The organism is Streptococcus sp. OMI750 (assembly GCF_047463895.1).
In the GTDB taxonomy this organism is placed as follows: Bacteria; Bacillota; Bacilli; order Lactobacillales; family Streptococcaceae; genus Streptococcus.
Genome location: NZ_JASHCZ010000004.1, coordinates 77,514 through 95,708 on the forward strand (window position 1 = coordinate 77,514; position 18,195 = coordinate 95,708).

General features: G+C 40.5%; 19 protein-coding genes. 16 read left to right on the forward strand and 3 right to left on the reverse strand.

Annotated features, from left to right (window positions below; all coding sequences use genetic code 11):
* Positions 1-491 precede the first annotated feature (491 nt).
* From QM830_RS08450 to QM830_RS08525, 16 genes are all read left to right on the forward strand, one after another.
* On the forward strand, positions 492-788 hold the full coding sequence (locus QM830_RS08450) for a hypothetical protein (RefSeq protein ID WP_049486013.1): 297 nt from the start codon (positions 492-494) through the stop codon (positions 786-788).
* 21 nt (positions 789-809) lie between these two features.
* A complete protein-coding gene (locus QM830_RS08455) occupies positions 810-1,271 on the forward strand; it encodes a hypothetical protein (RefSeq protein WP_014713934.1) in 462 nt (153 codons plus the stop codon).
* Positions 1,272-1,284: 13 nt separating this feature from the next.
* On the forward strand, positions 1,285-2,973 hold the full coding sequence (locus QM830_RS08460) for an FtsK/SpoIIIE domain-containing protein (protein WP_414256976.1): 1,689 nt from the start codon (positions 1,285-1,287) through the stop codon (positions 2,971-2,973).
* A 207-nt stretch (positions 2,974-3,180) separates the two neighbouring features.
* Entirely contained in the window at positions 3,181-4,413 is a 1,233-nt protein-coding gene (locus QM830_RS08465; protein WP_118095871.1) for a replication initiation factor domain-containing protein, read from the forward strand.
* A 14-nt stretch (positions 4,414-4,427) separates the two neighbouring features.
* Positions 4,428-4,661 (forward strand): hypothetical protein, encoded by a 234-nt coding sequence (locus QM830_RS08470; RefSeq protein ID WP_070846246.1) that lies wholly within the window; start codon positions 4,428-4,430, stop codon positions 4,659-4,661.
* A 1-nt stretch (position 4,662) separates the two neighbouring features.
* Positions 4,663-5,220, forward strand: coding sequence for a conjugal transfer protein (locus tag QM830_RS08475; protein ID WP_414256974.1), 558 nt, complete (start codon positions 4,663-4,665; stop codon positions 5,218-5,220).
* Positions 5,221-5,231: 11 nt separating this feature from the next.
* Complete coding sequence (locus QM830_RS08480; protein WP_414256972.1) at positions 5,232-6,227, forward strand: conjugal transfer protein; 996 nt, start codon at positions 5,232-5,234, stop codon at positions 6,225-6,227.
* A gap of 9 nt (positions 6,228-6,236) precedes the next feature.
* On the forward strand, positions 6,237-6,461 hold the full coding sequence (locus QM830_RS08485) for a TcpD family membrane protein (RefSeq protein WP_003005585.1): 225 nt from the start codon (positions 6,237-6,239) through the stop codon (positions 6,459-6,461).
* 2 nt (positions 6,462-6,463) lie between these two features.
* A complete protein-coding gene (locus tag QM830_RS08490; RefSeq protein WP_006149323.1) occupies positions 6,464-6,874 on the forward strand; it encodes a conjugal transfer protein in 411 nt (136 codons plus the stop codon).
* Between the two features lie 13 nt (positions 6,875-6,887).
* A complete protein-coding gene (locus QM830_RS08495) occupies positions 6,888-9,392 on the forward strand; it encodes an ATP-binding protein (RefSeq protein WP_414256970.1) in 2,505 nt (834 codons plus the stop codon).
* An 11-nt stretch (positions 9,393-9,403) separates the two neighbouring features.
* On the forward strand, positions 9,404-11,287 hold the full coding sequence (locus tag QM830_RS08500; RefSeq protein WP_070846238.1) for a conjugal transfer protein: 1,884 nt from the start codon (positions 9,404-9,406) through the stop codon (positions 11,285-11,287).
* A gap of 1 nt (position 11,288) precedes the next feature.
* Positions 11,289-11,513, forward strand: a complete 225-nt coding sequence (locus QM830_RS08505) for a hypothetical protein (protein WP_006595216.1) — start codon at positions 11,289-11,291, stop codon at positions 11,511-11,513.
* Positions 11,514-11,529: 16 nt separating this feature from the next.
* Complete coding sequence (locus tag QM830_RS08510; protein WP_070846235.1) at positions 11,530-12,642, forward strand: CHAP domain-containing protein; 1,113 nt, start codon at positions 11,530-11,532, stop codon at positions 12,640-12,642.
* Between the two features lie 16 nt (positions 12,643-12,658).
* Positions 12,659-12,907, forward strand: coding sequence for a DUF3173 family protein (locus tag QM830_RS08515; protein WP_021153905.1), 249 nt, complete (start codon positions 12,659-12,661; stop codon positions 12,905-12,907).
* A gap of 1 nt (position 12,908) precedes the next feature.
* Positions 12,909-14,060: a tyrosine-type recombinase/integrase gene (locus tag QM830_RS08520; protein ID WP_414256968.1), complete on the forward strand. Its 1,152-nt coding sequence runs from the start codon at positions 12,909-12,911 to the stop codon at positions 14,058-14,060.
* 78 nt (positions 14,061-14,138) lie between these two features.
* Positions 14,139-14,438: a YbaB/EbfC family nucleoid-associated protein gene (locus tag QM830_RS08525; protein ID WP_003005613.1), complete on the forward strand. Its 300-nt coding sequence runs from the start codon at positions 14,139-14,141 to the stop codon at positions 14,436-14,438.
* Between the two features lie 205 nt (positions 14,439-14,643).
* Here QM830_RS08525 and QM830_RS08530 read toward each other — a convergent pair whose 3' ends face one another.
* From QM830_RS08530 to QM830_RS08540, 3 genes are all read right to left on the reverse strand, one after another.
* Positions 14,644-15,237 carry a 3'-5' exonuclease gene (locus tag QM830_RS08530; RefSeq protein WP_414326467.1) on the reverse strand — a complete coding sequence of 198 codons (594 nt, stop codon included), beginning with the start codon at positions 15,235-15,237 and terminating at the stop codon, positions 14,644-14,646.
* Positions 15,238-15,290: 53 nt separating this feature from the next.
* The gene (locus QM830_RS08535) at positions 15,291-15,785 is read right to left on the reverse strand and encodes a DUF536 domain-containing protein (protein ID WP_003008835.1); all 495 of its coding nucleotides are present in this window, start codon (positions 15,783-15,785) and stop codon (positions 15,291-15,293) included.
* Between the two features lie 104 nt (positions 15,786-15,889).
* Positions 15,890-18,178 carry a Xaa-Pro dipeptidyl-peptidase gene (locus QM830_RS08540; protein ID WP_414326468.1) on the reverse strand — a complete coding sequence of 763 codons (2,289 nt, stop codon included), beginning with the start codon at positions 18,176-18,178 and terminating at the stop codon, positions 15,890-15,892.
* Positions 18,179-18,195 lie beyond the last annotated feature (17 nt).

The following is an 18,195-nucleotide window of genomic DNA, read 5'->3' on the forward strand; positions in this document are numbered from 1 at the left end:
ATGACTACCTAAAGAGATTGGCTGGGAAAGCGATGGTAATTGACGCAAAGCACCTTGCTAAACGTTGCCACCGTGAAGGAGGGATCCTTCAACCAAATAACTTTTCTTTACTGCTGTCTATCTAATAAGATAGACCTACTCTCAAGCTACTAAGTTCTTTCCTTTTTTCACTTAGTAGCTTTTTTACTTATTACAATAAAGGAGAATGATATGACAAACTTTTTTCGCACTACAATGTAAACGACTCTATGAAAACTATCTCTTTACCTATGAGATGTTTGATCGTTCAGAAAGTCTACTAGCTAAACTATATAGTCAAACTCTGGTAGATATCGATCATTTGGTCTCTAAGGCAAAAGAAACAGGATTTGCTTATGGAGATATTGATCTCTATAGTCGCATGTATAAACGCAAAATTTTTACACACTATTACTCAAGAGTGAAGCAATTAGCTTAACTCTTTTTATTTTACACTCAGAAAGGAAAATCTTATGATCTCAGAAACACTTAAAATGAAACCAGAATTTATTGGCCCTGCTTACTATGAACGTTTAGGAGATGCTCCTAAATTTATTTTTAGAAAAGAAGGCAAATACCAACGTCACATTCTAAACAGCGCAGAGCACGGCGCCTTTCATGTCATTACACCAGCCTCTACAACAGTTTTCCCAGAAGATGCTCTAGTAGAAGCGGTTAACCCAATCTTTTTCCCAGATACTGCTTTAAACGGCAATACTGTTGCCCCTTATCTCAATGTCTTTGCGGAAAAATTGGTAATCAAAAAATAAGAAATAAAAGGAGAAAATCACATGGCTAAAATTGGATTAAACTACGGAGAAAAACTACAAATTGCTGACAAGACTTATCGTGTTATTACAGACGGGTTAGATGTCCCAGCTGTTCTTGGAAAACTGACTTTCCGAGGCATTGAAGGGCCTGATATCATCTTTGAAGTGGATCGCTCGCAACGTAATCCTGATGGCTCATTTGTACAAGTCAATACAGGTGAGATCCGTGGAATTGTCGTAGGGATTCACTCTTCTGTCCAGCATGAAACCCTCTTTTTCACTATCGCAGATATGTCTGAGTCTGAAATTGAAGACCTAGGTATTAAATACCGAGAAGAGGTTGAACTAGAAGATATTGTTATCACACATACTCACGTCAATCGTAATGATATCTATAAGCTCTTTGCTTCTAAAATCAAGAAAAAAACTGGAGGCGCACCAACCAAAGAAAACAAACCGGTAGAAAATAAGAAGGAAAACTAGGAGGTGATGCAGAATGAAACTCTTTACCTATCGGGGAAAAAGAGTTCGAGTTTTTCATCGTAAACTAAAGGGAATCACATGGTTTAGCTGGTGGTTTCCTTTTTTGTTGGCTATTAGTTTCTACAGCTACTTACATCTAGAAGAATTAAAAGTCCATCCCTTACCTCAAGGATATTTTCTAGGAGCTGGGCTTCTCTTTTCTTTAATCTTCTCATGGTTTATCAATCGGGTTTGCTACAGGAAGTTGCTCTTCTTTCAAAAGCTCAATAGTCTTCGGATACTCTCTCGCTTTCTGCTAGAGAATAACCTCTATCTTGTTAAAAAGGTCAAGCGTGAGAACAAGATCATTGAAAAAATAACCTTACCTCAAGTGTATATCAAACAGTCTCGCTACAAGATTGAAGTGAGTTTCATTCTAGAAGGTAATAAATTTCAAGATCGCTTCCTCAACCTTGGGGCTACGCTTGAAGTCATGTTTAACGGGGACTTTCGTAATAAAACCTTTGATAATCGCTTTATCAAATATGAAATTGCTATTAACCGAATTGATAGCAGGATCACCATCGATGAAGTAAAAGTTAAGGGATCCAAACTCCAGCTCATGAAAGATGTATCCTGGGATTATATCGAAGAACCTCATCTTCTAATCGGTGGTGGAACTGGTGGAGGTAAAACCGTTGTTCTCATGACCATTATCTATGCACTAGCTAAAGTCGGCTTTGTTGATATCTGTGATCCAAAGAATTCTGACCTGGCTGGATTAAAGAAAATTCCAGTCTTCCATGGTCGAGTCTACACCAGTAAGGAAGATATCATTAACTGTTTTAAAGAGAATGTAGAGTTCATGGAAAAACGCTATGAATTGATGTCTACTTCGCCAAAATTCCAAGCTGGGAAGAACTTTACTCACTATGACATGAAACCAAAATTTATCCTAGTGGACGAGTGGGCAGCTCTCATGGCAAAGATTGATCGTGACTATAGCCAACAGTCAGAACTCATGGAATATCTCTCACAGTTAGTTCTAGAAGGTCGTCAAGCTGGTGTCTTCATCATATTTGCTATGCAACGGCCCGATGGGGAATTTATCAAAACTGCTCTTCGGGATAACTTTATGAAGCGTCTCTCCGTCGGTCATTTAGAATCAACAGGATATGACATGATGTTTGGAGATGCCAATAAAACCAAAGAGTTCAAAAAGCTAGATGAAATCAATGGAGTCAAGGTCAAAGGACGGGGCTATATCGCAAACAATGGCGAGCTGGCTGGTGAGTTTTTCTCTCCTTATGTACCGCTTGATCAAGGTTTTTCCTTCTATGATGCCTACTCTAAAATTCCGATCATGGAGTTTGAAGGAGAAGAATTCTCAGTATTTGAAGAATATAAACCACCGGTTGAAACAATTGATCCTATAGAGGAAGAGGAGGCTATAGAAAACGAATCAAACAAGAGACCACTCAAGGAATTTGCGGACGAACAAAATCTTAAAATGCCAACCTTACGCAAGATTATCTATCTCTTAACAGAACAAGGGATCATCTTTGAACGGACTGTATCCGCTATTCTAGTGGATCCTTTTCAAGAAAAACTTCTTCTTGAAATCCTCGCTCAATTTGAAGAGGGAGGACGCAGGTCTTATCCAAAAGCAGTTGAAGCGACGATTGTTCATCATGGGCTAGGGCAAGGGCAAGGGCAAGCCTGACCGCAGGTCAGGCGCAGACCGTAGCCCGAAGTCTCTAGGCCATGGTGAAACTTCAACCCCCGTTTTCTAATAGGGGGGTTACATTTGGCAAAAACGCCAAGTCCACCCCTCCTCATTCCTTATGGGAGTTGGGTTTTCAATTTTTATGAAGTGTGTCACTTTCGTCAAAAAAGTGTGTCACTTTGTTAGAAAGAGGTGTTGCGATGAATGGACAAAATTAGTCCTTTTCATATTAAGAATTTCAGAAAACAAACAGGACTTAGTCAAAAAGCATTTGCACAAGCTGTTGATCTCCCTACAAGAACCTATCGCTCTTATGAAACAGGCGAAAGAGGACTGACGATTGATAAGTTTAGAGAACTTAAAGAAAGACTTGGTTACTATCAAGATTGCGATAAAAATAGTCTTCGGGCTCAAATCGACTATCTACGATTGACCTTTCCTCGATTAAAAGATTTAGATGCTTTCTGTGAAAACTTTCTTCACTGTCACCTAAGCGAATTTACAGACCAAGAAACTCGCCTTATGAACTATACCCACTTATGGCAACGAGGAAACATCTGGATTTTTGATTTCTTTGATAAGTCTGTGACCAATGACTACCAAACTTGTCTTCAACTATCCGGTCAAGGATGCCGTGAGTTGGAATTGCTTCTAGAAGACAAGGGAATCACTTGGCAGATCTTTCTTCAAAACATTCTTTATTCCTATGAAGATGTTCGGGTGAAGCGACTCGATATTGCTCTAGATGAACTATATAAGGGTTATGGTCACGAGGACGAACAAATTCAAATTCCCAAATTGATTGATAAACTCTATTCCAAAGAGATTGTCCTAGACACGATCAAGAAATGGAATATCACGGGTGGTGGATCTTTCACAGATAATGAAGACATGGAAGCGAATCACGGCTTGTCCATTTACTTTGGAAGTCGTCAAAGTCAACTTTATTTCAACTTTTATGAAAAGCGCTATGAAATTGCTCGAATGGAAAACATCTCCTTGGACGAATCCTTGGAGATTTTTGGTATCTGGAATCGCTATGAATTGCGTTTTTCAGATCAGAAAGCTCAGGGCATTGTGGAAGAATACATCAATGGTGTAGATCTCGGAGAAATCGCTAGAGGCATCATCAATAAAGAAATCCAAGTCTATGATGGTGTTACTCGTTTTGGAGCTTATAAACCTGATGAAAAATGGCAACGTCTCTTTGGAGGCGTCGAACCCTTAAAGCTCTCAACTAACCCACAGCCTTACAGTATTGAGCGAACGATTCGCTGGCTGACCTATCAAGTTGCTAACTCCCTTGCACTAGTCACTGAAGCAGATAAGATCCTCCAAACAGAATACATGAAGATGATTCAGAACAGCGGAGAAATAACAGATCGAGGAAAAGCCATGTTACGACTTCTCAAAGCCAATAAACACTATGAACACTAGAAAGGAAAAACTATATGGAATACAAAGTTCAAATCAATTCACTAGACAACTTTAAAGCCTGGTCTGGTGGACTAACCACCTTGAACACTGTCCGTGAACGTGGTGGAGTAGATACCCTAACCGTCATTTGTGAGGATATCTTCTCTGGGAATACACCAACTGAAGGACAGATCAATGACTGGCTCTGGTTCGATTCAGATTTTATCTACCAAGCTCTAGGCTACGATGATCTGCTTGAGGCTTCTTAAGATGTTAAAGAAGATCTATCAAGCTGACTTTTTACTTCTTCCAGAACATGAATTCTGGAATATGTATATCCTCTTACGAAAGGGCAAAGACTTCTACTATGAATGCGCTGGAAGATCTACCGAAAAACCACCAGATGCGAAAGGTTTCTATGACTATGAACATGCCTGTTTCACGCTAGATGGTCAAGTGTTGAGCGTAAATAAAAAAATGCGCCCCTCACTCATTACTTATATCCAAAAGACCATCAAAGACAATCAAGAAACATTTAGAAAGGAAATTGAAATGGCTACTAAAACTATTTTTGAAAAGAAAGTCTCTCAAGTCACGAATGAACTGGGAGAATTACTTAAAAAGAAAGATCACAGAGAGGCTTGGACCAAGGCTGGAGAATTAAATAGTCTCCTTAAAAAAGAAGAAGCCAAAGACCTAAAACCTGACCTGATCGAACAACTCCAAACTGAGCTACGAGGCTACTATTACATTAATGGCGAGATCGAAAAAGCCAATAAGCGCCTCTATGCAAAAGGCTCAAAGCTCATTGAACTTGCTAGTCTCTAAAAGGAGGATCTATGGATAAAGCCAAACGCTACTTGCTTCAAGCAAAAGAATACCTCTCACACTTTAAAAAGGTGGAGAAAAAAGGAGGCCCACAAAAACTAAAAGTCACCAATAAAAAGACCGTCAATATTGCAGTCATAGGAGGAATTGCTTTCCTCCTTTTTGTTGGTCTCTTGGGATCCTTTCGTGCTATTACACTATCAAATAAGGTAGGTACACTACAAGCTCAAGTAGAGGCTACTAAAAAACAAAAGGCACAGCCAATGGAGTCTAGTAGAAAATACGACTATAAACTCCAGTACTACTTGAACGACTATGTCTATGCTTATTTCACCCTTCCACAAGAAGGAGACAAACAACAAGCTCAAGTGGAATACTTAAATAGCTTTTACAACTTCATTCCTGATGTGAAAGCTCAAGGTCAAGTTCGAAATCCTAGTGAGCTTCTCTACTCTCAGTTAGTGACTGTAGAAGGAAAAGTTGCGACCTATAAGATCAAATACAAGGAGACTATCCGCCGAGATAATAACACAGAAGAAAAAGAAATCGTTACAGGTTTCAATATTCCATTTGATGAAAAAGATGGGAAATATTATATTTCTGGCCTTCCTTGGTTTTCTGCTATTGAATCTTCACAAGCTGGACACTTTAGCGAAGACGATCAGCTCCAACTAACTGCTAATGATCACTTTTCGGATACTCAGCGTAAGAAGGTTGAAAAGTTCCTCAAGGTTTTTTTCACCAACTATACTACTAACCAAGACAACCTCAATCTGATTGCTAAGGATGTGGATATTATAGCCAATACCACCTTCAAAACAATTGATTATACCTATCTTAAAAAAGATGGAAAAAACATCATCGCATATGTCCAAGCAACCTTTGAGGTCGGAGGAACCACTCACTCAGAAAACTTCACCTTTACCCTCTCAGAAAAAGAAAAGACCTACTATGTCACAAAACTAGAACACACCATTCCACTGAATTATGCAAATGATAAAGAATAGGAGAACTCTATGAATACAGACAATCTACGAACCTTCCTCCAGGGCGATGGAATTTGGATTCTGACAGCCATTGCCGTGCTCTTAGCGATCAAGGCTTGGCGAAACAGCTCTTGGCTTCAACTCTTCTCTGTCGTTGGCTTCTATGCCGTTATTGTTTCTATTGCGAAAGGACAAGATATCCTAAAAGCAGTCGGCTGGTTCCTGCGACTCTTCGGTATTGAATCAGGACTTTAAGTATGAATGAAGAAAGACTTTATGATTACAGTAAGGGCCTAAATGCTCCTTATTGGATCCAAGAAATCAAGACAAAAAAGGGCACTCGACTATGGTACTTTGCAACACCGATGCAGTTGTCCTTTTTCATTGTCTTTATCATCGTCTTTGTGGCCATGTTACTCTTTGGTGGGTTTATCTTTGTGCCACTCGCAAAAATCACTCACTCAATTTCATTGCTACTCTATTGGTATCTCCCTTATAAATTGGCAAAGTTCTATACTGAATATGAGCCTCACGGTAAAAAGATGCACGTCTTTATTGGAGATTACCTGATTTACTTCTGGGATTTTAAGCTAAACAAAAAAGCTATCTACCATGAAGATCGAATAGAGCCTGTAGAAGAAATTGTCTTTGAAAAAACAAATCTATAGAAAAGGAGGATCTATGAGTATTACTTTAACCTATCCTATTAGGGAAACACATGAAAATCTAGCTCTCAAAAAAGATCAAACTGTCGTTGCTTATTATCGTATTCCAAACACTCCCATCACAATCACGGATGATGAGAAAAAGGGCAAACATAAAATCACTGTTGCTCAAATGATGAAAAAGCTCCAGAAAAACAAGTTCTTTGAAATATCTCTGATCCCTAAAGACTATCTCTTAGAAGAGAAAATGCGGGACTTTTCAGATGCTCTAGCAGATGACAGTCGTGAACTTGGAGAAGAACTGCTTCTTTACACCGTTGATCGTCTAACAGATGAAATGGAAATTCCTTATCAGTTTGACTGGGTCGTTGGAGTGACCTTACGCAAACAAAATCATGGAGCTACCGTCAAAGACTTGGCCTATGAGAGCTTTAATGAGTTCACTGAAAAAATTGCCAAAGGCCTTGGCTATGAATATGAATTAAGTCCCACCTGGTATGAAGACTACAAAAGTGATGAATTCACTATTTTCCAAGCCTTCTCTGTCCTTCGGGCAAAACGGTTATCCAATGAAGAACTCTTTTATTACCAGCGGATGCAGTACCTTCGCTATATCCCTCACTACAAGAAGGAGGTGCTCGCCAATCGTGCTCAATTCAATATTACAGACACCTTGATTAAAGTCCTAAAAGGTGGCTTTCTTAAGCTAGAAAGCCCTTATGGATCCTCTTTTGTGACGATTCTTCCGGTTGGTAAATTTCCTGTTCAATTCAACGGCTTTCACCTAGGCGAATTTATCCAACGCTTAAACTTTCCTGTAGAGCTACGAATCAAGGCAGAATTCATTGATACTGGTAAAATCAAGGGTCGAATGGGACGTTCGAATACACGTTACAGAAACATCATGGAGGAGGCAGAAAATACCGATACTGTCCAACAAGACGAGATCATTATGGGATCCATCTCCCTAAAAGACTTAATGAAGAAAGTCGGAAACAAGGAAGACATCATAGAATATGGAGCCTATCTTATTGTCTCTGCTTCTAGTGTGAACCAACTCCGCCAAAGACGACAAGTTGTTTTGAATTACTTTGACGATATGGGAGTCGAAATTAGTGAAGCATCTCAAGACGGACCTTATCTCTTTCAAGCGCTGCTTTATGGAGAAAACCTCCAAAAGAAAACTCGCACTTGGACACATATGGTCACAGCTCGTGGCTTTTCAGAACTCATGCCCTTCACCAATACCTCTTCTGGAAATCGTATCGGTTGGTATATTGGCCGAGTAGATAACTGGACAGGCCGTTGGGACAATATTGCGAAAGCCATTGACTCTTCTAAAAATATCGTCCTCTACAATGCGACAGTAGGAAATAAAGAAGATATTGCTGGAAAGATTACCAAGAATCCACACATCATTATTACGGGGGCAACAGGTCAAGGAAAATCCTTCCTTGCTCAGATCATCTTTTTAAGTGTGGCTTTACAGAATGTCAAGACACTTTATATTGACCCTAAACGTGAACTTAGAAATCACTATCAAGAAGTGATCAGCTCACCTGAATTTGCACGTCTCTATCCTGAACGCAAGAAACAGATTGAAAACTTTAACTTTGTGACACTAGATAGCTCGCTTCCATCAAACCACGGAGTCTTAGATCCTATTGTCGTTCTAGATAAAGAACAAGCTGTAGAGGTCGCAAAGAACATGCTTGAGTTTCTACTACAAGCTGTTGATGATGTCACAATGGATCAAAAAACAGCTATTACAGAAGCTATTAATGCGATTGTAGAAAAACGAGTCGCTGGTGAGAAAGTCGGCTTTAAACACGTCCTAAAAGTGCTGAGAAGCTCAACTTCCCCTGAAATTGCTTCGGTTGGTCGTTATCTGACTTCAATTGTCACAAACTCTATCTTGGAACTAGCCTTTTCAGATGGAACCACTCAAGGACTTAACTACGAGTCACGGGTGACCATCCTAGAGGTCAATAACCTCAAACTACCAAAAGACGATTCCACAAAAATTTCAGATCATGAACGCAATTCTATTGCTCTCATGTTTGCGCTTGGTGCCTTCTGTACCCACTTTGGAGAACGAAATGAAAATGAAGATACCATTGAGTTCTTTGATGAAGCATGGATTCTTATGAAGTCCGCAGAAGGAAAAGCCGTTATCAAAAATATGCGTCGGATTGGACGCTCCAAAAATAATACCTTGGCACTGATTACTCAATCTGTACATGATGCAGAAAATGACGATGATACAACGGGGTTCGGGACCATCTTTGCTTTTTATGAAAAGTCTGAACGTGAAGATATCTTAAAACACGTCAATCTCGAAGTCACTGAAAGCAATCTCGAATGGATTGATAATATGATTTCTGGTCAATGCCTGTACTATGACGTCTATGGCAATCTCAATATGATTTCCGTACACAACATCTTTGAAGATATTGATATGCTTCTAAAACCAATGAAAGCTACGGTATCATCAAGCCTTGAAAATAAATACGCTAGTTAGGAGGTGAATCCATGCAAGAAGCTTTTGACAAACTAAGAGGAGTCGATATCTTCTCTCTCAAGTCCTACATGGAGCCTACTGGATTCGCTTCCTTTAACGGGGCTTGGGTTCTGATTAATGAGCTTTTCGTCAACTTCTTCTTTTTCATTCTAAACGCAGTGGTGGGCTTCTTTTCTTTGCTGATTCGAATTCTTGAAAAGATTGATCTCTACTCCAACTATAAGAACTATGTATTTAATGGAGCGATGAATATCTGGAAAGGATTCATCGGTTCAAGCTCTGGTGGAGTCGCAAAACAATCACTCGTTTCAATGTTGCTTCTGATTCTAGCTTTCTACCTCTTTTATCAGTTTTTCTTTTCTAAGGGAGCTTTTTCAAGAACTCTCCTTCATGTCTTTCTAGTTCTTATCCTTGGCTTTGGTTATTTTGGAACAATTGCTGGAACATCAGGTGGTCTGTATCTACTTGATACTATCAACCATGTCTCTCAAGATGTCACTAAAAATATCACGAATATCAAGGTGGAGTATGGCAATAATAAATCCATTAAAATTGGTGATTCCATGGCAGATAGCTATATAGCAGAAACCTCTTATAAAGCCTACGTTTTCGTCAATACTGGACAAGAAAATGGGAAATATAAGAATAGCCAAGATGGGAAACAAGAAACTTTTGACGATAGTAAGGTATTAGGAACAGGCGATAAGAATGGAAACTTTAAAGCAGTTAAGTCTAAAGATCGCAATAAATATCTAGATGAACTAGGAAATGGAGCCAATGATGATGGTGAAAAGAACCGTTGGGTTTCAGCTATGCCTGACTTCATCTTTACCCGCATGTTTTATGTCATCTTCAAAATCTGTGAAGCCTTCGTATTAGCGATACCGGTTATTTTGATTCAGATGTTAAACGTCATCGCGCAAACACTCGTCTTGATGATGATCCTGCTCTTTCCGATTGTGCTATTGATGTCTTTTGTACCAAGAATGCAGGATCTGATTTTTGGAGTCTTGAAAGTCATGTTTGGTGGGCTACTTTTCCCAGCTATCACTAGTCTACTGACTTTGTTAGTTTTCTACATTGAGAAAATGATTGAAAATATCGTCATTACTGGCTTTGATAGCATCCTTAAAACTCTTCCATCCTTGATCATCTTCGGCCTTGTCTTTAAACTACTCATCTCAGTTGTCTCAAAAGGACTTGTATATTTCCTTCTATGGAAATACAAAGCTGAGCTGATCCAATTCATTCTTGGATCTAAAGCTCGAATGGTGGCAAGTGATATTGGAAACAAAGTTGAAAAAGGAGTCACAAAGACCAGAGAGGTAGCTTCACAAGTACCATCGAGAAGCCTTTCATCTGCTCAACACCTTGGAAACTTTGCCTTAGCAGGTGCTGGTTTGGGAGCTGGGATGATGATGAATGCCAAGAGTCACTTCCAAAATGTTGGTTCTTTCTTTACCAATAAGGAATCAGAGCACCAACCTGATGAAGTGCTCCCAGTAGAAACACTTGAGACTCCAATAAGTCCAGATACTCCAGAACCAAACATTCCGAAAACAAAGGCAATTCCTGAGAAGGTTAAACCAGTTAAGGAAAAAACACCAACTCCCTCAATGGAATCCCCAATCACAGCGGAGCCAACATCAAGTTCAAACGAGGAATTCCAAACCCTTAAAGAAGAATGGATTTCTCCATTTAAACAACTCCGCATTAATAGTATTGAGCGCAAATTAGAGGAATATAAAGATCATCAAGCCATGTACAAAGCTCAAGGATCGAATGCTTTCACTCGTGCTTATAGAAAGACTATGACACGAGACGATAAATTGAGAGCCAATATTGAACGAAGAGACCGATTAACAGAACGCTTAAAACAACTCAGAGGAGAATGATATGAATACCAAAATACGCTCAAGAACTTCTTTTCCAAGAGTTCTTGAAGAAACTCTTTATCAGGCCTACCAAGAAGGAAAACGCTCAGTCGATTTCCTTCTTTTATTTCCAGTCACAGAACAAGAGCGAGACCAAATTATCTTACAGGCTAAGTCCTATTCAGTCGTTTTAGATGCAAAATGGCGTTTTGGGACTGTTTTGTTCACTGCTTATATAAGACATTAACTAGAAAGGAGATTCGATGAAAAAACTAAAATGGTTTCTATTAGCCGGCCTCATTCCTCTCTTTCTACCAGTCCTCATTATCATTATCCTTATGGGGGCTGTCGGAGGTGGTGGAACAAACGGCTCGCCCCAATCTCAAAATGGAGTGACTTATGCGGATCACTGGTCAGATGGGGACCCTTATACTCATAACCTACTGGTTCATCGCTTCGGGATCACAGCAGAGCAATTAGATGGCTTTTTAGATACGTTAGGAATCTCCTATGATAAGAACCGAATTAATGGGAAAAAGCTCCTCGAATGGGAAGCTAAATCTAATCTTGATGTCCGTGGAATCGTTGCGATCGCACTGAATGAAAGTTCCCTTGGAACTGCTGGGGTAGCCACTAATCCTGGAGCCAATATGTTTGGTTTTGGGGCTTACGACACCAATCCAGGATACGCCAATAACTTTAATGATGAAGTCGCGGTTGTCGGACTAACCCAACAAACTATTATTGGGAATAAAAACCAAACCTTCAAAATTCAAGATGACAAAGCTAAAAAGTTTGCGAATGGAACACTCAATCCAGCAACTGATGGTGGGGTCTATTTCACAGATACCACCGGATCAGGAAAAAGACGTGCAGAAACCATGCAAAAACTGGATGCCTTCATTGATGAACATGGAGGAACACCAAAAGCTCCTGAACAAACTACAGGAAAAACTAGAGATGGTGGTGGCATCACTTCAAATGATATACCAGTAGGTTACAGTCTGACAACAGCTATTGATACCACAGGATATATCACTAGTACATATCCTTGGGGACAATGTACCTGGTATGTCTTCAACCGTGGAAAACAAGTCGGAGTCAACTTTGATCCATTTATGGGAAATGGTGGTCAATGGATGAATAAGCCAGGATTCACAATAACCCATACGCCAACAGAACACTCTGCACTATCATTTAGCCCTGGACAAGCTGGAGCTGATCCAATATACGGACATATTTCATTTGTGGAACAGGTCAAATCAGATGGTTCAATTCTCGTATCAGAATGTAATGTGAAAGGATTGGGGATTATTAGTTACCGTACTTTTGACGCAGAAACTGCCAAACAATTTACCTATGTTATTGGACATTAGAAAGGAATAGATATAGATGATTCAAGTTGTAGATAAAAATGATTTAATGGAATTGATTGGATATTCTGAAACACAAGCTAGTAAATTAATACGAAAGGCTAAAAGCCAGCTTGTACAAGAAGGATTTGAATGGTATAAGAATAAACGTATTGGACGTGTACCGATTATTACAGTTGAATCCATTCTTGGTTTTCAAATACAATTAAAAAATGATATAATTGAGGAGAACCTTCAAAGCGCTGTCATGACTGAAGGAGAAAAATAGCATGGCGGTAATAAAACAGGACGATGGACTGTGGCTAGTTGATATTAGTGATGGTAAAAGTTCCTTAACTGGCAAACGTATACGACATCGCAAATCTAATTTTTTAACAAAAAAAGAAGCAGAGGAATATGAGGCTTATTACCGTATCCATAAGTTAAATCAGATACAGAATACACAAAAACTCACCATTTCCTCTCTTTATGTAATGTTAAAAGAAGAAGATGAGCTTCGTGGAAATAAAAGAGGTACAGTAGATACCCAGAACTCATACTATACCCAATATGTATCGCGATTCTTTGAAAATGCTGATATGTCTTCAGTTACCATTCAAGATGTAAAAAAATATAGAGATTGGTTAATTGAACAGCCTAGTGTAAAAGGTGGCACACTTACAGCAACGCATATTAACCAACAAATGATTTTTGTTCATAAGTTGTTTGATATCGCTATTTCAAAAGGTTTTAGACAGGATAATCCATGTGATGCTATTCGGAAACTTCCAGAAAAGCATAAAGAAATGTCTTACTATACTCCTGAACAATTCAAGGAGTTTGAGTCCTATTTCGAAGAAAGTGAATATCCTTTTAAACTTCTATATCGTGTACTCATGTTTACGGGAATTCGTATGGGAGAGGCACTTGCCTTGACTTGGAGAGATGTTTTTCTTGACGAGGGATATATTAAGATCCGTAAGTCAGCCTATTATCGCAATGGGAAAACACATATTGGATCTGTAAAGACAACTCAATCAAATAGAGAAATCTACATCCATAAAGCTTTTGTGGATGAGTTGAAAACTTGGAAGTCAGTACAAAGTCAGAAGTTGTCTAAGCTAACTGATTCAACTGATGATTTACAGATTTTCCAATTTTTAGGGGAGCCTATGACTGCTCCGAATGTCTCTAACTTTAGAGCATCATTCAAGAAACGATTGCCAAAAGACTTCAAATTGATTCGAAACCATGATTTTAGGCATTCGCATGTGGCCTTTTTAATTAATCAGGGATTGAGGAGAGGAGAAGGAAAGGATTATATCTTTTTCACTCTGATGAAACGACTAGGACATAGTTCTATCAATACAACAATAAATATCTACTCACATTTGTTCCCATCACAACAAAAAGAAGTCGCTAACGCATTTGACGATTTTTAAAAAAATGGGCAGAAGTGGGCAGTAAAAATAAAACAATAGGGTATAAACCCTTGATACGAAAGGAATCTAGAAAACATTATGATGAATATGCAAAATATGATGAAGCAAGCTCAAAAATTGCAAAAGCAAATGGAGCAAAGCCAAGCAGAATTAGCTGCAACTCAATTTGTAGGGAAATCTGCTCAGGACTTGGTTGTTGCAACCCTGACAGGCGATAAGAAGGTCGTTTCCATCGATTTCAACGCCGCAGTGGTTGACCCAGAAGATACAGAAACGCTTTCTGATATGACGGTGCAAGCCATCAATGCCGCCATTGAAGAAATTGATGCGGCAACTAAGAAAAAACTCGGTGCTTTCGCAGGGAAATTACCATTTTAAGCAAAGAAAGTTTCATCAACTCAAAAGAGGCTGGGACAAAAGTCCTAGCCTCTTCTTGTTTTTGGATTGTCGAGCAAGATGCAGTGGTTGAGTGGGCTCTACTACGCTGATTTCATCAGCTTTTACAGCCCTACTCAACTGTGCGGAGGTGGGACGAAGAAATTGAATTCTAACGAATTACCGATTTCTGTTCCACTCTCTCTTTTTATTCATCAAAAAATCCGGATAAGTCCAAGCCTCCAAAGGGGTTGATGGAGAAGTTCTCTTGCTCTTCAAGGAGGGTACGGCCTTGATCAAATTCGAGGAATTGTTGGTAGACAAGAGCTGTCATGCGGGCGTCTTCTAAGCTATCGTGTGATTTTCCTGCAACTCCTAGAAATGCTGCAACGGTGTGGAGTTGGAGATTTTTAATGCCATGAAGGTCAGATGGACGACGTTCGAAGGCTTCGTCAAAGACATCGACAGCGTATTGCTCTTCTAAATCCAAGCCATTTTCAAGTAGGATGGGAAGGTCGCTTTTTTTGGCATTGTATCCAATCAAGGGCCGGTCTCCAACGAAGGCCTTGAATTCGCCGAGGACCTGCTCTAGTTGAGGGGCGTTTTGGATCTTATCCTGAGTAATGCCGGTCAGGCCGTTAATAAAGCTTTTTAGAGGCTTATCGGTGTAAACGTAGGAGTCGTAGTGGTCGACTTCTTTACCGTCCGTGAAACGCACGGCAGATACCTGGATGATCTGATAGGCACCTTCGTATTGGTTAAATTCGAGATCGAAGGCGATATAATCTTCTAATGCTTTCATGGAAAATCTCCTGTGGTAGAAAAGAAAAGGGACTGGTAGGATCCAGCCCCAGATTATCGACGGAAAACGCGTGCCCAGAAACCTTTGCTTTCTTGCTCTTGCACTTTTTCATTGGCTTGTTCGAGTTCAAGTTTCAAGGTATCGCGGTCGTTCATTGCTTGTAAAGTCAATTGTTGTTGCTGGTCCAATTGCTTGTCTTTTTCAGCAATTTGAACGTCTTTCACGCGCAACTGTTCATCTTTCTTAGCGAGTTGCTCGTCTTTGGCTTTGAGTTGCTCGTAGAGACGGACGATTTCAGCATTTTTTTCATCTACCAAAATTTCCATCAATTCGCGTTGCTTCACATCATCGCTGACTGGCTCATCTTCAAAAATAGTTTTTTTGTAGATTTCTTCGAGCTTGATCAAGCCACTACGGGTTACAACGGTAACCCCTTTTTCATTTTTTTGGGTATCTTCTGGAGCCAGCGCCTTGACACGGTTATTGACCGCCTGGCGGCTGACTCCTAAAATTTCAGCAATTTCGCTGACAGTTTTTTCAATCGCCATAACTTCCTCTAATATCTTTTTCTATGAAATACTCTATTAGATAGTAACATAAGTGGGCTAAGCTGTCAAATGAAGCAAAGAAAGGATAAGCCTTGATACCACGATTAGTGAGCCTCTGTCATTTCAGGAAGATGGAGGCTTGATTGTGCTACATCAATGGTCAGTTGGTAATCGGTTTGATCGAGCACAGTGATTTCAAAGTCCGTTGTGTAAAGGACCAGGCGAAGGGTCGCTCCTTTTTCGAGCTTGTAGATGGTTGGTTGGAGATCAAAGTCAAATTCCATCCACTCTCCTGGTGTGACAGGCTCGACTTGTAAGAGGTCATTTCGGTTTTGAAGGTTGAGATAGCCCTTTGTAATCACTCGTTGGCCGGCCTCTTTGAAAGGCAACTCGGTCAAGTTGTCCAGCATATGGTAACGACCGTTATCAAGGGTACGGACGGATAAGACGGCTGGATAGGGTTGGAGGTACTTCTTGTTTCCTAGCTCCATGAGTTGGGCTGAAAGAAGCCCTTTATTGGTGCTGGAGTGAAGCCGTAGGTGAAGGCGAGCTTTTCCGTTGAGGTGCAGGTCTTCTTCGATCGGAAGATCAATCGTTACTTGTTGGGCCTTATCCTGGTAGAGGTCCGTTAAGAAGGTCGGATAGGCCTTGCCATAGCGCTCATAATCTTCTGTCTCGTAGCGGTTTTGGATGACCTTTTCACCATCCCCCAGTGAGAAGGTTCGCTGAGCTGTTTGGTTGCCAAAATCATCCAAGGAAATCCAGCTTTGCTCTCCTGTATTGTCCTGCCAGATGACAGTTGGCAATTCATAGTTTGAATCGTAGCCTAGCAATTTTTTAGAGAGAAGGGCATTCATGCTCTCACGGAAGTCAATGGACTGCCAGTTGTTGAGGTAAACATGGGCTCCATTGTGGTAGAAGAGGTGTTTCTTGATGTTTGCTGGAAGAGCCTGGAACATATTAAAGACATGGAGGGGCTTCACGTTCCAGTCTTGCGAACCATGGGTGAAGACGACTTCAGCTTTGACTTTGTCTGCCTGAAGAAGGTAGTTACGGTCGTGCCAGAACTGGTTGTAGTCCCCTGTTTTGCGATCCAATTGCTCCTTGAGTCGTTTCAAATCCTCTAGATGGGCTGCATGGTGGCGGAGATAGTCACCTGCCCGAAGGGCGCGTGAATAGGTCAACTCAGCGAGCGAATCAAAATCCTCTCCAGGATAGCCCCCAGGACTCGTCACGAGTCCGTTTTCCCGGTAGTAGTTGTACCAAGAAGAGATACCAGCTTCTGCGATGATGACTTCTAGGCCATCGACACCTGTAGTCGCAAGACCATTAGACATGGTTCCAAGGTAAGAGATCCCTGTGGTTGCTACCTTGCCATTAGACCAATTCGCCTTAATTTGGCGTTTGCGTGTATGGTCTGTGAAGGCACGACAGCGTCCGTTGAGCCAGTCAATGACATTCTTATAGGCCTCGATTTGGCGGTAATCCCCGTTGGTCATCAAGCCTTGGGAGTCCTTGGTCCCTAGACCGGAGACGTAGAGATTGGCAAAGCCACGGGCGAGAAGGTAGTCATTGAGAGTATAGCTGCTGTTGATATGAGTGAGAGTTTCTTCAGCCTCAGAGACCAGTTGGGCTTCTCCAACTGGGTCAACGATTTCGAGCGTGGGTTGACTGACTTGGATGCTTCTTGCTTCTTTTTTCTCCAGGTCCACATTCATATTATAGAGCGCCTTGTCACTGGCCTTGTCATTGGTTCCTTGGTGATAAGGGCTGGCAGTCATAACAGCTGGAATTTTTCCTTCATAGCGAGGGCGAATAATATTGACCTTGACCAAATCCGGAAGACCATCTTGGTCGCTATCAATCCGACTTTCCACATAGACCACCTCACGGATCACATCATGGCAGTTAAAAGTGGCTAGACTTTTTCCGTTGAAAAAGTGGTAGCGATTGTTTTCAGGGATTAAGCCATCGCTGACCAACTGCTCAATTAGTAAATTCCCTTTGACTGTTCGAGTATTGAGGAGGTGATAGAGATTTTCTACCAAGTTTCCGTATTTAATCGGAAATTGGACTTCTTTTAAGAAGCTATCTGTATCTTCAAAGTCAATAAAATAGCGGAAACCGAGTAATTGGAGGGCCACTGTGTAGAAAATATTTGGAGACCATTCGCGGTCAGATTGGAAATAGCTCAGGAGATCTGTTTCAGCATCCGCCACTAGGTTAGAGAGAGGATAATCTGTATTTTTGTAGGTGAAATAAACCTTGCGAACAAACCATTCAAACAGTTCTTTCTCTGTAAGATGAAGGGGAAGGTCAAACCCGATTTCTTTCAGTTCCTTTAGAATGTCTGCTTGGTCGACTGGTAGATAGCTATATTGATTGAATTTCATAGGATGCTCCTTTTATC

Coding starts and splice junctions, on each gene's coding strand:
- QM830_RS08450 (WP_049486013.1), top strand. CDS start 492: ATGATCTCAGAAACACTTAAAATGAAACCAGAATTTATTGGCCCTGCT.
- QM830_RS08455 (WP_014713934.1), top strand. CDS start 810: ATGGCTAAAATTGGATTAAACTACGGAGAAAAACTACAAATTGCTGAC.
- QM830_RS08460 (WP_414256976.1), top strand. CDS start 1,285: ATGAAACTCTTTACCTATCGGGGAAAAAGAGTTCGAGTTTTTCATCGT.
- QM830_RS08465 (WP_118095871.1), top strand. CDS start 3,181: ATGGACAAAATTAGTCCTTTTCATATTAAGAATTTCAGAAAACAAACA.
- QM830_RS08470 (WP_070846246.1), top strand. CDS start 4,428: ATGGAATACAAAGTTCAAATCAATTCACTAGACAACTTTAAAGCCTGG.
- QM830_RS08475 (WP_414256974.1), top strand. CDS start 4,663: ATGTTAAAGAAGATCTATCAAGCTGACTTTTTACTTCTTCCAGAACAT.
- QM830_RS08480 (WP_414256972.1), top strand. CDS start 5,232: ATGGATAAAGCCAAACGCTACTTGCTTCAAGCAAAAGAATACCTCTCA.
- QM830_RS08485 (WP_003005585.1), top strand. CDS start 6,237: ATGAATACAGACAATCTACGAACCTTCCTCCAGGGCGATGGAATTTGG.
- QM830_RS08490 (WP_006149323.1), top strand. CDS start 6,464: ATGAATGAAGAAAGACTTTATGATTACAGTAAGGGCCTAAATGCTCCT.
- QM830_RS08495 (WP_414256970.1), top strand. CDS start 6,888: ATGAGTATTACTTTAACCTATCCTATTAGGGAAACACATGAAAATCTA.
- QM830_RS08500 (WP_070846238.1), top strand. CDS start 9,404: ATGCAAGAAGCTTTTGACAAACTAAGAGGAGTCGATATCTTCTCTCTC.
- QM830_RS08505 (WP_006595216.1), top strand. CDS start 11,289: ATGAATACCAAAATACGCTCAAGAACTTCTTTTCCAAGAGTTCTTGAA.
- QM830_RS08510 (WP_070846235.1), top strand. CDS start 11,530: ATGAAAAAACTAAAATGGTTTCTATTAGCCGGCCTCATTCCTCTCTTT.
- QM830_RS08515 (WP_021153905.1), top strand. CDS start 12,659: ATGATTCAAGTTGTAGATAAAAATGATTTAATGGAATTGATTGGATAT.
- QM830_RS08520 (WP_414256968.1), top strand. CDS start 12,909: ATGGCGGTAATAAAACAGGACGATGGACTGTGGCTAGTTGATATTAGT.
- QM830_RS08525 (WP_003005613.1), top strand. CDS start 14,139: ATGATGAATATGCAAAATATGATGAAGCAAGCTCAAAAATTGCAAAAG.
- QM830_RS08530 (WP_414326467.1), bottom strand. CDS start 15,237: ATGAAAGCATTAGAAGATTATATCGCCTTCGATCTCGAATTTAACCAA.
- QM830_RS08535 (WP_003008835.1), bottom strand. CDS start 15,785: ATGGCGATTGAAAAAACTGTCAGCGAAATTGCTGAAATTTTAGGAGTC.
- QM830_RS08540 (WP_414326468.1), bottom strand. CDS start 18,178: ATGAAATTCAATCAATATAGCTATCTACCAGTCGACCAAGCAGACATT.